Annotated in this window: 9 protein-coding genes and 1 other annotated feature; of the genes, 5 read left to right on the forward strand and 4 right to left on the reverse strand. The window is 63.5% G+C overall.

Annotation, left to right across the window (positions count from 1 at the left end):
• Positions 1-12: 12 nt before the first annotated feature.
• Together BM045_RS17045 and argE are read right to left on the reverse strand one after the other, a co-directional pair.
• A complete protein-coding gene (locus BM045_RS17045) occupies positions 13-2388 on the reverse strand; it encodes a beta-glucosidase (RefSeq protein WP_244523037.1) in 2376 nt (791 codons plus the stop codon).
• A 178-nt stretch (positions 2389-2566) separates the two neighbouring features.
• On the reverse strand, positions 2567-3727 hold the full coding sequence (gene argE / locus BM045_RS17050) for an acetylornithine deacetylase (protein WP_092185413.1): 1161 nt from the start codon (positions 3725-3727) through the stop codon (positions 2567-2569).
• Positions 3728-3928: 201 nt separating this feature from the next.
• Between argE and BM045_RS17055 the strand changes: the two genes are divergently transcribed.
• From BM045_RS17055 to BM045_RS17065, 3 genes are all read left to right on the forward strand, one after another.
• Positions 3929-4342 carry a RidA family protein gene (locus BM045_RS17055; RefSeq protein WP_092185415.1) on the forward strand — a complete coding sequence of 138 codons (414 nt, stop codon included), beginning with the start codon at positions 3929-3931 and terminating at the stop codon, positions 4340-4342.
• Between the two features lie 5 nt (positions 4343-4347).
• A complete protein-coding gene (locus BM045_RS17060; protein WP_092185417.1) occupies positions 4348-5019 on the forward strand; it encodes a DUF1028 domain-containing protein in 672 nt (223 codons plus the stop codon).
• Positions 5020-5279: 260 nt separating this feature from the next.
• A complete protein-coding gene (locus tag BM045_RS17065; RefSeq protein ID WP_092185419.1) occupies positions 5280-6509 on the forward strand; it encodes a flavin-containing monooxygenase in 1230 nt (409 codons plus the stop codon).
• 2 nt (positions 6510-6511) lie between these two features.
• Here BM045_RS17065 and BM045_RS17070 read toward each other — a convergent pair whose 3' ends face one another.
• Complete coding sequence (locus tag BM045_RS17070) at positions 6512-7972, reverse strand: SulP family inorganic anion transporter (protein WP_092185421.1); 1461 nt, start codon at positions 7970-7972, stop codon at positions 6512-6514.
• A gap of 61 nt (positions 7973-8033) precedes the next feature.
• Positions 8034-8089 (reverse strand) — a sequence feature (sul1 is cis-regulatory element that is thought to sense ions involved in sulfur or methionine metabolism; They are found in Alphaproteobacteria).
• Positions 8090-8269: 180 nt separating this feature from the next.
• Here BM045_RS17070 and BM045_RS17075 point away from each other — a divergent pair.
• Positions 8270-9277, forward strand: a complete 1008-nt coding sequence (locus BM045_RS17075; protein WP_092185423.1) for a LacI family DNA-binding transcriptional regulator — start codon at positions 8270-8272, stop codon at positions 9275-9277.
• A 3-nt stretch (positions 9278-9280) separates the two neighbouring features.
• On the opposite strand, the gene BM045_RS17080 is transcribed toward BM045_RS17075, so the two are convergent.
• Positions 9281-10303 (reverse strand): LacI family DNA-binding transcriptional regulator, encoded by a 1023-nt coding sequence (locus BM045_RS17080; RefSeq protein ID WP_139198829.1) that lies wholly within the window; start codon positions 10301-10303, stop codon positions 9281-9283.
• Between the two features lie 140 nt (positions 10304-10443).
• Between BM045_RS17080 and BM045_RS17085 the strand changes: the two genes are divergently transcribed.
• A complete protein-coding gene (locus BM045_RS17085) occupies positions 10444-13233 on the forward strand; it encodes a sugar-binding domain-containing protein (protein WP_092185427.1) in 2790 nt (929 codons plus the stop codon).
• Positions 13234-13289: the final 56 nt, after the last annotated feature.

Genomic DNA, 13289 nt, shown 5'->3' on the forward strand with positions numbered 1-13289 from the left:
GTTTGGACCCGCTCAGGCATTGGACTTGGCGTCCTCGGCCACGGCACGGTCGATGTCGGCCAGCACCTGGGCAATATCGGCTTCCGTGAACTGGATGCGGAAGCGACGCTCGAAGGTGGTGAACAGGCCGATGAAAGAATTGGCACAATGCTCCAGCATGTCCTCGGCTTCGCCTTCGGCGATAGCGAGGCGAGCCTGTAGGAACTCGCGGAAGACGCGGCGCGCCGGTGGATTGTTGAGCATGAAGATCGGCTGCGTATCGCGCTGGATCGGACGATAACGCCCTTCGCTCGCAACGCAGGTGGCCGTCGCGGCGAGCTTGAGGTCACGCGACGAGGCGCCGACATGCAGCGTCAACGCGCCATTGTCGAGCACCCAGCGGCCAAGCCCGGCATCATAGACCCGCAGGTCATCGACCGGGATGGAGACCGTCACGATCTTGCTTTCACCCGGCTGCAACGCAACCTTGGCAAAGCCCTTGAGCTCGCGCGGCGGCGTCACATGGCGCGCATCGTGCCGCTCGACATAGACCTGGGCGATTTCCTTGCCGGCGCGGGTGCCGGTATTGGTCACCGTGAAGCTGACGGCGACCGTCTCGCCCGGGCGCAATTCGGCCTTGTCGAGCGTGACGTCGCTATAGGCGAACTGGGTGTAGCTCAGGCCAAAGCCGAAGGGGAATAACGGCTCGGTGTCGCGCGCGTCATAGCCGCGATAGCCGACGAAAATGCCTTCGCTATAGACGTGGCGGCGGTTTTCGCCGGGATAGCTCAGGAAGCCGGGCACATCGCCGAGCTTTTTGGGGAAGGTTACCGTCAGCTTGCCCGACGGATTGACCACGCCGAACAACACATCGGCGACGCCACCGCCCATGCCCTGGCCGGAGAAGAAGGTTTCCACTACGGCCGCAACATCATCGAGCCACGGCATGGTGATGGCATCGGGATTGGACAGCACCACCACGGTGCGCGAATTGATCTGCGCAATCTCGGCGATCAGCCCATCCTGGCCCGGTGCCAGCGACAGGTTGCGGCGATCCGAACCCTCACCGTCATAGCCGACTTCCGTGCTGCCAAAGATCAGCACCAGATCAGCAGACCGGGCGGCATGAACGGCTTCTTCGGCCAGATCGGCGGCCAGCGACAGGTCATCGCTGAAGCCTTGATGGCAGCTAAACACCAGATTGCTACCTGCAAGCTTGCGGATTTCTGCCAAGGGCGCATCGACCTGCGTCGGCGTCGTGGTGGCGCAGCCCGAACCCTGGATCACCGGTTCCTCGGCTCCTGCGCCGATCACCACGACCTTGAGGCTGGCCTGCGGATCGATCGGCAGGATGCCGTCATTTTTGAGCAAGACGATGGATTCGCCGGCAATCTTGCGGGCCAGCGCATGGTGCTTGGCACGATCAAAGGTCACGCCCTTGCGTGCGCCGGCCAGCGCCTGGCGCACCAGTTCCAGCACGCGGCGGCAGGAGGTGTCGAGCACATCGACAGAAACGTCGCCGGCGTCGATCGCCGCGCGCAGATCCTGCTTGCGCTTACCGCTCTCGGGCATGTCCAAATCGTTGCCGGCGGTCAATGAAGCCGCCCGATCCTTGATGCCGTGCCAGTCGGACACCACGAGGCCATCATAGCCCCAGTCGTCGCGCAGCACGGTGCTCAGCAGCCACGGGCTTTCCGAAGCCTGCACGCCGTTCAGCACATTGTATGAGGTCATCACCGTCCAGGGACGGCTCTGGGCAATGGCGCGCTCGAAGCTGCGCAGGTAGATCTCGCGCAGGGCGCGCTCCTCGACCAGCGAGTCCATGCTGGTGCGTTCGATCTCGGAATTATTGGCGGCAAAATGCTTGAGCGAAGCGCCAACGCCCTGCCCCTGCAAACCATTGATCAGCGCCGCGGCCAGATCGCCGGTCAGCATCGGATCTTCGGAATAATATTCATAGCTGCGGCCGCCGAGCGGCGTGCGGCGGATATTGATGCCCGGTCCGAGCAGCAGGCCGACGCCATATTCCTGGCATTCAAGGCCCAGCGCATCGCCCATTTCACGCAGCAGTTCCAGGTCCCAGGAACAGGCAACGCTCGAACCATTGGGGAAGCAGGTGGCGGAGTTGATCGTGCCGAAGGCGATCTCGACGCCATTGGCCTTCTGGTTGACCACCGACAGGAAGGCCGCAAAATCCTGGCCGCCGGGCTGGTCGCCGTCGATCTGGTCGACCGAATAGCGCACGCCATAGGTGCCGTCGGTCATGACAATGGAGGGAATGTCCAGGCGCTCGATGGCGGCGGTCTTCCACATGTGCCGGCCCGAGACGAGCTGGATCTTTTCATCCAGAGTCATGGCGCCAATCAGCCCATCGAAAGCACCAGCGATCAAACCCGGATTGACGTCCATTGCATTCCTCGTCCGGCCAATCTGGCCCTCAGCACGTTTGTTGCGCAGCGGGCGCCAGTGCCTAATTTGTGGTATATCGAATAGGACGGCAGAAAGAGAATTAGAGTTTCTCGTGCCGTGGCTTCAGAAAATCCGAACCGATGCCTCGTCTGCACCAAATTTAAGCAGGCTGCGTCAATCAGATGCCGTTTTCCAGCCGATCCAGCAGCCGTGCCAGCATGGCGTCGCAGGCCGCGAGCTGGTCGAGCGCGATGAACTCGTCTGGCTTGTGGCCCTGATCCATATGCCCCGGCCCGCAGATCACCGCGGGAATGCCCAACTCGTCACTGAATAATCCTGCCTCTGTGCCGAAAGCGACCTTGGTGGTCCAACTCTGCGGCCCGAGGATCGATTGCATGAGCCGCACCAGTGGACTGTTCTGCTCGGTATCGAGCCCCGGATAGGCATTGACCTCTGCGATCTCGATCGCCGCCTGCGGGAAATCCACACGCCATGGCGCGACGACTGCCTCTGCACCTTCGGCGATCCGCGCCAGGATGACTTTGGGATCATCTTCCGCCAGATTGCGGATTTCGAAGTCGATATCGCAACGATCCGGCACGATATTGAGCGCCTCGCCGCCCCGCATCACCCCGACATGCACTGTGCTATAGGGCACATCATAGGCGCCATCTTGCGCGCCATCCGTCGCCAGCCGCGCTTGCTCGTGCCGCAGCACGCCGAGAAAATCGGCGCCCATATGAAGAGCATTGAGTGCCTTGGGCGCCAGCGCCGAATGCCCGGCATGACCGTGGCAGGTCGCATGCAGCGCCACCTTGCCCTTGTGCCCGGTGGCGATCTGCATACCCGTCGGTTCGCCGACGATGCAAAAGGCTGGCAGCGGATTGCGGTCCCGCAACACATCCAGCAACCGCCGCACACCGACGCAGCCGATCTCCTCGTCATAGGAGAGTGCCAGATGCAGCGGTGTCTTCAGCTCCCGCTTGCTGGCCTCGAGCGCCATGGCGATAGCCGCAGCGACAAAGCCCTTCATATCCGCCGTGCCGCGGCCGTAGCAGAGCCCACCCTCCACATGCAGCGCAAAAGGATCGCGCGACCAGACCTGCCCCGCCGCCGGCACCACGTCGGTATGGCCCGACAACATTACCCCGCCGCGGTCGCGTGGCCCCACGGTGGCAAAGAGGTTGGTCCGCATGCCGTCTTCGCTCTCGGCCAGTTCCCAGGCAATCCCGGCCTCGTCGAGCAGGCCGGTCACATAGGCGATCAACGCCCGGTTGGAGCTTTTGCTCACCGTGGGAAAGGCGATCAGACGTTCGAGAATTTTAAGGGTGCGGGTCATCTGTGTCGTCCAGGGCAGGGTCTGGCCAGGATGTAGCAGCGCAGCGCGCACCCGCCCATTCGCAGTTTTCTACCCATGGCTGAGCGGCAAGCTTAGGCCAAACCTAATCAGCGATGAGGCAATCGCTGATATTCGCCCGGTCGCGGCTCAGCGATATTGCGGTCAATTGGCCACAGGCCATGCATTCCAGAGGACACCGAGATGGCTCACCTTCGTCACCGCAAGTTCAACACCAAGGAAACCTATCCCGAGCAGAAACTGGATAATGACCTGTCGCAGGCCGTGGTCGCCCGCGGCACGACGATTTTCCTGCGCGGCCAGTGCCCGCAGGAGCTCGATGGCGGCAAGAATATCGAGAGCCACGATCCGGTCGAACAGACCCATAAGGTGATGCAGAATATCAAGCAGCTGGTCGAAGAATGCGGCGGCCAGATGGAGCATGTCTGCAAGGTCGTCGTCTATCTGACCGACGTGCGCCACCGCGAGGCCGTCTACAAGACCATGGGCGAATATATCAAGGGCGTCTATCCGGTCTCGACCGGCGTGGTCGTCACCGCCCTGGCCCGCCCCGAATGGCTGGTCGAGATCGACGCCACCGCCGTCATCCCGGACTAGTTGGCATGACCTTCTCGCTCATCGGCCGCTGCGCCCGCACCGGCCAGTTCGGCATGGTCGTCTCCTCGTCCTCGCCGGCCGTGGCGGCGCGCTGCGCCCATGTGCGGGCCGGCGTCGGCGCCGTGGCCAGCCAGAATGTCACCGATCCGGCGCTCGGACCTCTGCTGCTCGACCGCCTCGAAAGTGGCCGGACAGCTCAGGAGGCGCTGACCGAGGTGATCGCCAACCAGGACCATATCGACTATCGCCAGCTCTTGGTGGTGGATCGCCATGGCGGCGTGGCACTGCATTCCGGCAAGCAGGTGCTCGGCGTCTGGGGCTCGGTCATGGGCACGGACTGTGCCGCCGGTGGCAATCTCCTTTCGTCCGACCAGATCCCGGCCGCCATGGTCGCGGCCTTCGAAGCCTCGACCGGCGACCTCGCCGAACGGCTGATGCTGGCGCTGGAAGCCGGCCTTGCCGCCGGCGGCGAAGCGGGTCCGGTCTATTCGGCCGGGATCAAGGTCGCTGACCGCCTGAGCTGGCCGCTGGTCGATCTACGGATCGACTGGTCCGATACGCCGATCGAGGATTTGCGCGCCGCCTGGATGGTCTATCAGCCCCAGGCTTCCGCCTATGTGCAGCGGGCGGAAGATCCCACCCGCGCACCAAGCTACGGCGTGCCCGGCGACGAATGATCAGGGCCGCGAAGGATGCGTCCCTCCGTCCTTTGCGCCGTTTCGTCCCAGCATGCCCAGCACTGGCGCCCTGACATTTCCTCCCGATTGGTCAGGGCGCTAGTGCGTTCTAATGGAACGCCTTTTCGATCAGCCAGCCGGTTAGGGGCAGGCTAATCCAAGCCGCAATAAATCATAATTTTCGCGTTTGCCCCCCTCCCCTAAACCAAGGGCAACGCGCCTCTGCTGCGCCATGTCACGCAATCTGAAAGATGAGCCTCATGTCAGTTGAAACGGTCGATACACTCGTGGTTGGCGGCGGCCAGGCCGGACTGGCGATGAGCGAGCATCTGGGCAAGCGCGGCGTCAGCCATTTGGTGCTCGAGCGCAGCCGCATCGCCGAAAGCTGGCGCACGGCGCGCTGGGACTCGCTTGTCGCTAATGGCCCGGCCTGGCACGACCGCTTCCCCGGCCTGACCTTTGACGATGTCGATCCCGATGGCTTCGCGTCCAAGGATCGCCTGGTGCAATATTTCGAGGCCTATGCCCAGCAGATCAATTCGCCGATCCGCTGCGGCGTCGAGGTCAAGTCGGTCGAGCCCAAGGCCGATGGCGGCTTCCGCGTCGAAACCTCCGAAGGCGTCATCGAGGCCAATAATGTCGTCGCCGCGACCGGCCCATTCCAGCGCCCGATCATTCCGGCGGTGGTGCCTGAATCTGCCGGCATCCACCAGATCCACTCTAACCATTATCGCAATCCCGCCCAGCTGCCCGAAGGCGCTGTTCTCGTTGTCGGCGCCGGCTCATCCGGTGCGCAGATTGCCGACGAACTGCTACGCTCCGGCCGCCAGGTCTATCTCGCGGTCGGCCCGCACGAGCGGCCGCCGCGTGCCTATCGCGGCAAGGATTTCTGCTGGTGGCTCGGCGTGCTTGGCCATTGGGACGCCACGACGCGCGGCCCCGGAATGGAACATGTCACCATTTCGGTCAGCGGCGCCCGCGGCGGCCACACCGTGGATTTCCGCGAATTCGCCTCGCGCGGCATGATGTTGCTCGGTCGCACCCAGGGCTTTGCCGATGGCGTGATGACGGTCGCCCCCGACCTCGTCGATAACCTCGACAAGGGCGACGCCAACTACCTCTCGGTGCTCGACGAGGCCGATGCCTATATCGCTGCCAAGGGTCTCGACCTGCCGGAAGAGCCCGAAGCGCGCAAGGTGACGCCGGACTCCATCTGCATCACCGATCCGATCCTCTCGCTCAACCTGGCCGAGGCCGGTATCACCTCCATCGTCTGGGCCACCGGCTATGCCGTGGACTTCTCGTGGCTCAAACTCGATGCGCTCGACGACAAGGGCCGCCCGGTGCATGACAAGGGCGTCACTTCCGTGCCGGGCCTTTATTTCCTCGGCCTGCCCTGGCTGACCCGCCGCGCCTCACCCTTCATCTGGGGCGTCTGGCACGACGCCGACTATCTGGCCGGCCATATTGCCGGCCGCAGCCAGGCCTAGCATCAGCTCGCCGCGCCATTGGCCTCCAGCCGGTCGATCAGCGTGGTACTGGCGGCATTGAGGCCGGTGACGCGAACCTCAATTTTATGCGCACGGTAGCGCTGGACCACCTTGTCCAGCGCTCCAACCGCCGTGATGTCCCAGAAATGGGCCTGGCTGACATCGATCTCCACCGACATTCCTTCGGCGGCAGAGATGTCGAAAGCGTCGATAAAGGCGTCGGCCGAGGCGAAGAACACCTGGCCCGAAACGCGATAGGTGATGGCGGCGCCACCCTCGTCCCGCGTGGTCTCGACCTGCAGCAGGCGCGCAACCTTGAAGGCGAAGAACACGCCGCTCAAGACCACGCCAATGGCTACGCCCAGCGCCAGATTCGAGGTCAACACGGTGACCAGCACGGTCAGCAGCATCACTGCGCTCGACATCTTGGGATGCACCACCACCGTGCGCAGCGATGACCAGTCGAAGGTGTCGATCGACACCATGACCATGATGGCGACCAGCGCCGCCACCGGCACCTGCGATACCCAAGGCTTGAGCGCCACCATCAGGATCAGCAGGAACGCCCCGGCGAACAGCGTCGAGAGCCGGCCGCGACCGCCGTATTTCACATTGCTCACGGTCTGGCCAATCATGCCGCAGCCGGCGATGCCGCCAAACAGGCTCGAGGCTACATTGGCGACGCCGAGGCCGGAGCATTCACGGTTTTTCGAGCTGGTGGTGTCGGTCAAATCGTCGACGACGCTGGCGGTCATCATGGATTCGAGTAGACCAACCATGGCGATGGCGACGGCCGGACCGGCAATGATCATCAGCGTTTCAAGGGTCAGCGGCACCGACGGCCAGCTGAAAAACGGCAGCGACTCCGGCAGGCGGCCAAGGTCGGCAACCCGCTCCACCGGCAGGTTGAAGGCAACGCAGGCAATGGTCAGTACGAGGATGCAGACCAGCGGAGATGGGATGGCCGTGGTCAGCCGCGGCACCAGGTAAATCACCACGAGGCCTGCCGCCAGCACGGCATAGGTCAGCCAGGAGCCGCCGATGATATGCGGCATCTGGGCCCAGAAGATCAGGATGGCCAGCGCGTTGACGAAGCCGGTACGGACGGATTTCGAGACGAAGCGCATCAAAACGCCCAGACGCAGAATGCCGAACAGGATCTGCAGCAGACCGGCCAGTACGCCGGCGGCCAGCAGATAGGGCAGACCGTGGCTATGCACCAGAGGCGCCGCGACCAGCGCCACCGAGCCGGCGGCAGCCGAGATCATTGCCGGGCGCCCGCCAGCAAAGGCAATGACAATGCCGATGATGAAGGAGGCAAACAGCCCGACCTGCGGATCGACGCCCGCCACAAAGGCAAAGGCGATCACTTCGGGGATCAGCGCGAAGGTGGCGACGGCACCGGCGAGCAGTTCGCGCGTGGGGTTGGCGGCCCAGTCGCGGCGGAGGGAGGAGAGTTGCATGTCTTGGAGTCTCGCAATACACGCCGGGCCTTAGAAGGTCACGCGATACGTGCAGCATTTGCGCGGTCCGGCGGATTGGCGGCCGGAATAGCCACCCGGATTTTCACCGGGTCCTGTCGAATGGGTCAGCTATAGAACGGCCGTGCAGAAGCGCCTAGCCACGAAAATCGACCCGCGTCGGTAATACTTGATAATATCTGCTCATCGGTATTAATTGACGAGAGGCAATCTGGGGCTGGCATTGCGGTGGATACGGCAGTTTTAAAAGCGAAGCGCGGGGGTGGGCGGCGGGTGACGATGACCGACGTGGCGCGCGAGGCTGGCTGTTCGCAGGCGACGGTGTCTTTCGTGCTCAACCATGCGCCGGGGATCAAGCTGTCGACCGAGACCAAGCAGAGGGTGTTCGAGGCGGCGCGGCGGTTGGGTTATCTGGTGCCGCCGGTGACGCAGCCGCTGACCATGCTGAGCGCGGGACGGCGGATCGGCTTTGTGGTTGATCAACTGGCCACCAGTCCCGAGGCCATGGTGGCGATCGAGGGGGTGACGCAGGCGTCGCGACCGGCGGGCGACCTGGTGCTGGTGGCGCAGACGCATAGCGATGCCGAACTGGAAGCCGAGCTGATCCGCACCTTTGTCGAACAGCGCGTTTCGGCGCTGGTCTATATGACGATCTTCACCCGCGAAGTGGAGCTGCCGGCGCAGCTGCGGTCGCTGGATATCCCGGTGCTGCTGCTCAATTGCTATACGCCGGACCAGGGCTTTCCGGCCGTCGTGCCGAGCGAGATTGCCGGCGGGCAGCGCAGCACGCGGCATCTGATCGACAAGGGCCATAGGCGCATTGCCACCATTACCGGGGAAATCTGGATGGAGGCGGCGCAGGACCGGCTCAAGGGTTATCGCCGGGCGCTGGCCACCGCCGACATTCCCTATGATCCGGCGCTGGTGATCGAGGGCAATTGGTCGGCCAGTGCCGGCTATGAGGCGACGCGCCGGCTGCTGGAGCTGGCCGAACCGCCGACGGCGATCTTCTGCCAGAACGACCGGACGGCCATCGGCTGCTATGAGGCACTGAAGGAAGCTGGGCTGCGCATCCCCACCGACATGTCGGTGGTGGGCTATGATGATGAGGAAATCTCGCGGCATCTGCATCCGCGGCTGACCACCTCCATCCTGCCGCATCGGGCCATGGGGCACTGGATCGTCGAGCAGCTGGACGAGGTCTCGCCAAACGGGCGGCGCTATCCGCTGGTCAAGCTGGAATGCCCGCTGGTCGAGCGGGATTCGGTAGCGGCACCAAGGGCCTAGGCTCTACTCGCGCAAGGCGGCGATGGAGTCGCGCTCGACCAGTTCGCATTCGAATTTGACCTTTTGCAGCCGCTCGTCCTGATCGGCACCGCTATAGCTGTCGAGCAATTCGGCCACCGCCCAGCGGGCCATTTCGTCGTGCGGCAGGATGACTGTCGAGAGCGGCGGATCCATATTGGCGGCGAGGTCTTCATTGTCGAAGCCCATGATGGAGAGGTCCTGCGGGATGGCCATGCCCAGCTTGCGGGCGGCCTCATAGCACCCGATGGCCATGCGGTCGTTGAAGCAGAAAATGGCCGTGGGCGGATTGGGCAGCGCCAGCAGCGCCGCGGCCCGTTCGCGGCCGGCGCGAATGCTCCAGCCGCCCTGCTGGACGAGGTCTTCGTCAATGGCGACACCGGCTTCAGCCATGGCCTGGCGATAGCCTTTCTCACGATCGACGGCGGCTTCGACGAAATACTCGCCGGCCATATGGGCGATGCGGCGATGGCCGGCCTTGAGCAAAGCGCGGGTGGCGGTATAGCCGCCGACGACGTCGCCGGGCACGACGGAGGGATAGCGGAGCTTCTTCTCAAAGCAATTGAGCAACACCAGCGGCAGTTCAGAAAAGGCTTCGGGGACAGTGACTTGCCGGGTCATCAGCGAGGCATAGACAATGCCGATGGTCTTTTGCGCGACCAGCAGATCGATGGCCGCCTGCTCCAGCGCCGGGTCGGAGCGGGTGCAGAAGACGGCGACCGAGACATCCTGCAGCGCGGCTTCGTCGCGGGCGCCTTCGATGAACTGGGCGGCGAAGGGGGTGGTCGAGACTTCGTCGAGGAAGAGGCCTATGACGCGCTGGCGGCCCTCGGGGACCGGATGGGCCTTGCCGCGGCGGTAGTTCAGCGCCTCGGCCGATTCCAGCACGCGGCGCCGTGTTGCGCGGGAAATGCGGGCATTGGCGACGCCGTTGAGCACCAGGGAGACGGTGGCCTGGGACACGCCGGCCAGCTCGGCCACGTCCACCATGGTTGCGCGTTTTTCCACCCTGTAACCAGCTCCCGATCCGTCACTATCGGTTAGCACACTGTTGGCATTGACGTCACCAGATGATCCCCACTTGCCATCGTCCAGCGCCCGCCCTATGGTGATAAATATATAACTAATATTGCTTGGGAGGGCACGGAATGGCGCAGCCAGATCTGACGCAGGGCGGCACGGTAGAATCGGGTGCTCGTCACCATCAGTCGCTGGATGGCGTCTGGCAGTTCAGCCACGAGAACGGCGCCTGGCGCGAAGCGCAGGTGCCCAATCCATGGCAGGCCGAATTCGCCGACCTGGTCGATGCCAGCGGCAGCGCCGTCTACAAGCGCAGCTTTACCCTGCCCCAGAACTGGTCCGAGCAGGAAGTGGCGATCAAGTTCGGCGCCGTCAGCTATTTCTCCGAAGTCAGCGTCAACGGCCAGGTCGTTGGCAGCCATGAAGGCGGCTATCTGCCGTTCGAATTCGTACTACCCAAGGCGCTGCTCAAGGCCGAGAACGAGGTGGAAGTCCGTGTCGTGCTGCCGACCGGCGACCATACGCTGTACCCCGACTATCCCTTTGCCGAGACGCCGCATGGCAAGCAGAGCTGGTATGGCCCGCTCGGCGGCATCTGGCAGTCGGTGACGCTCGAGGCGCGCGACACCCGCCATGTCGAGCATGTCGCCATCACCGCCGGCATGGATGGCCAGTTCTCCGCCGTGCTGGAAACCAGTGCTGCCGGGCAAGAGGCACGCATTGAAATCCGCGCCGCCGATGGCACGGTCGTGGCCGAAACCACCCTGCCCCTGACCGGCAAGGATACCGCCAGCCTTTCGGTCGCCGCGCCAAAGCTCTGGTCGATCGAAGAGCCGAACCTCTACACGCTGGTGGTTTCTATTGTGGCCGATGGCAAGGTCGTCGATAGCCATGTCGAGGCCTTCGGCTTCCGCACGGTGGAAACGCGCGACGGCAAGATCCTGCTCAATGGCAAGCCGGTCTATATGCGCGCCGCGCTCGACCAGGACTATTATCCGGACGGCATCTGCACCCCGCCATCACTGGAGTTCCTCGAAGATCAGGCCCGCAAGGCCAAGCATCTCGGGCTCAATACGCTGCGCTGCCACATCAAGGTGCCGGACCCGCGCTACCACGACGTTGCGGACCGCTTTGGCCTGCTGGTCTGGACCGAAATTCCCAACGTCCAAATCATGACCGAGAAGTCGGCGCAGCGCCTGCGCGATACGATGGAAGGCATTTTGCGCCGCGACGGCAATCATCCGTCGATCGTCTGCTGGACCATTATCAACGAGGACTGGGGCACGCGCACGGTCGAGAATGCCGACCATCGCCAGTGGCTCAAGGACACCTATGATTGGCTCAAGGCCCTCGACCCCAGCCGTATGGTGGTCGACAATTCGGCCTGCTTCCCCAATTTTCACGTCAAGACCGACCTCAACGACTATCACTATTACCGCTCGGTGCCCGAACGCCGCCAGGAATGGGACGACATCACCGCCCAGTTCGCAGCCGGTGCCGACTGGACCTATTCGACGCTGGGCGATGCCGAGCGGCTCGGCGACGAACCGCTGATCGTTTCCGAATTCGGCGTCTGGGGCCTGCCCGATCCGGCCAAGCTGCGCGAAGCGGATGGCAGTGAGCCTTTCTGGTTCGAGACCGGCGCCAGCTGGGGCGATGGCGTTGCGCTGCCGCATGGCATCGAGCGGCGCTTCCAGGCGCTGAACCTGAGCAAAACCTTCGGCGATTTCGCCAGCTTCATCACTGCGGTGCAGTGGTACCAGTTCAACAATCTCAAATATGAGATCGAGGTGATGCGCGCCCATGACTCGATCATGGGCTATGTCATCACCGAGCTGACCGATGTGCATTGGGAAGCCAATGGGCTGATGGATATCAAGCGCAATCCGCGCGTCTTCCATGATGTGTTCGGCCAGATCAACGCCGATATCGTCATCGTGCCCAAGCCCGAACGCTATGCCGCCAAATCGGGCGAGACATTGGGCGTGGCGCTGGCCGTCGCCACTGGCGGCGCCGAGATTGGCGCAGGGGCTGAACTGGTGTGGTCCGGCGATGTGTCGGGTCGCGTCGCGGTCCCCGCCACCTCCTATGTAACGACGGTCGATCTTGGCCGCCAGGCGTTTGTCCTGCCGCAGACCGACAGCAATCGCACCCTGCATATCGACTTCACCCTGCAGCAGGGCGGCACGGTGCTGGCCCGCAATTCCATCGCGATTTCGCTGTTTGCCCTGCGCAAGAGCCAGGGCCTGCCCAAGCTGGCCGCTCCCGATGCCAAGCTCGCGAGCTTTGTCTCCGGCCTCGGCTATCAGGTGGTCGATGCCGCGGCGGCCGATATCGTCGTCGTGCATGCGCTGGATGCCGGCGATATCGAGGCGATGCGCGAATCTGGCCGCAAATATCTGGTGCTGGCCGATGGTTCGGTCAAAACCCACCGTAATCTGCGCGTCGATATTCCGGCCGGCGAGGCACCCTATCGCGCCATGATTGCCGATGAGCGCAACCTGCCGGTCGGCATCGACCAGCAATTGCCCGGCATGGGCCTGGTCGATCGCGACAGCAATATCTGGCGGGGCGACTGGATTGCCGGCTTCTCCTGGATCCGTCGCGAAGGCGCTTTTGCCGATCTGCCGGGCGGTCCGCTGCTCGACCTCTCCTATGACAATGTGGTGCCGCATCACGTGCTGACCGGCTTCCGCACCTGGGAATATGGCAGCACGGTCAAGGCCGGCCTTGTTGTAGGCTGGTGCCACAAGCCCGGCGCGCTGATTGCCGAGCGGCAGGTTGGGCGTGGCGGCGTGGTGGCCACGACCTTCCGGCTGACCAATGAAGCGCCGGGTGCTGATCCGGTCGCCGCGGCCCTGTTCGATGCCCTGGTGGTGACGGCGGGCGAATTGCCCGTCGACGGTCCGAAGGGATGATCGCCGTCACAACCATATCATAAAATGTGATTGTTATCGTATTTTGTTGATTTGGA

Origin of the sequence: Devosia sp. YR412, from assembly GCF_900110945.1 — a bacterium.
Taxonomy (GTDB): Bacteria; Pseudomonadota; Alphaproteobacteria; order Rhizobiales; family Devosiaceae; genus Devosia.

Excerpts from the sequence above, each read along its gene's own strand:
- argE (WP_092185413.1), bottom strand. The coding sequence starts at position 3,727 with ATGACCCGCACCCTTAAAATTCTCGAACGTCTGATCGCCTTTCCCACG.
- BM045_RS17075 (WP_092185423.1), top strand. The coding sequence starts at position 8,270 with ATGACCGACGTGGCGCGCGAGGCTGGCTGTTCGCAGGCGACGGTGTCT.
- BM045_RS17045 (WP_244523037.1), bottom strand. The coding sequence starts at position 2,388 with ATGGACGTCAATCCGGGTTTGATCGCTGGTGCTTTCGATGGGCTGATT.
- BM045_RS17055 (WP_092185415.1), top strand. The coding sequence starts at position 3,929 with ATGGCTCACCTTCGTCACCGCAAGTTCAACACCAAGGAAACCTATCCC.
- BM045_RS17060 (WP_092185417.1), top strand. The coding sequence starts at position 4,348 with ATGACCTTCTCGCTCATCGGCCGCTGCGCCCGCACCGGCCAGTTCGGC.
- BM045_RS17070 (WP_092185421.1), bottom strand. The coding sequence starts at position 7,972 with ATGCAACTCTCCTCCCTCCGCCGCGACTGGGCCGCCAACCCCACGCGC.
- BM045_RS17065 (WP_092185419.1), top strand. The coding sequence starts at position 5,280 with ATGTCAGTTGAAACGGTCGATACACTCGTGGTTGGCGGCGGCCAGGCC.
- BM045_RS17085 (WP_092185427.1), top strand. The coding sequence starts at position 10,444 with ATGGCGCAGCCAGATCTGACGCAGGGCGGCACGGTAGAATCGGGTGCT.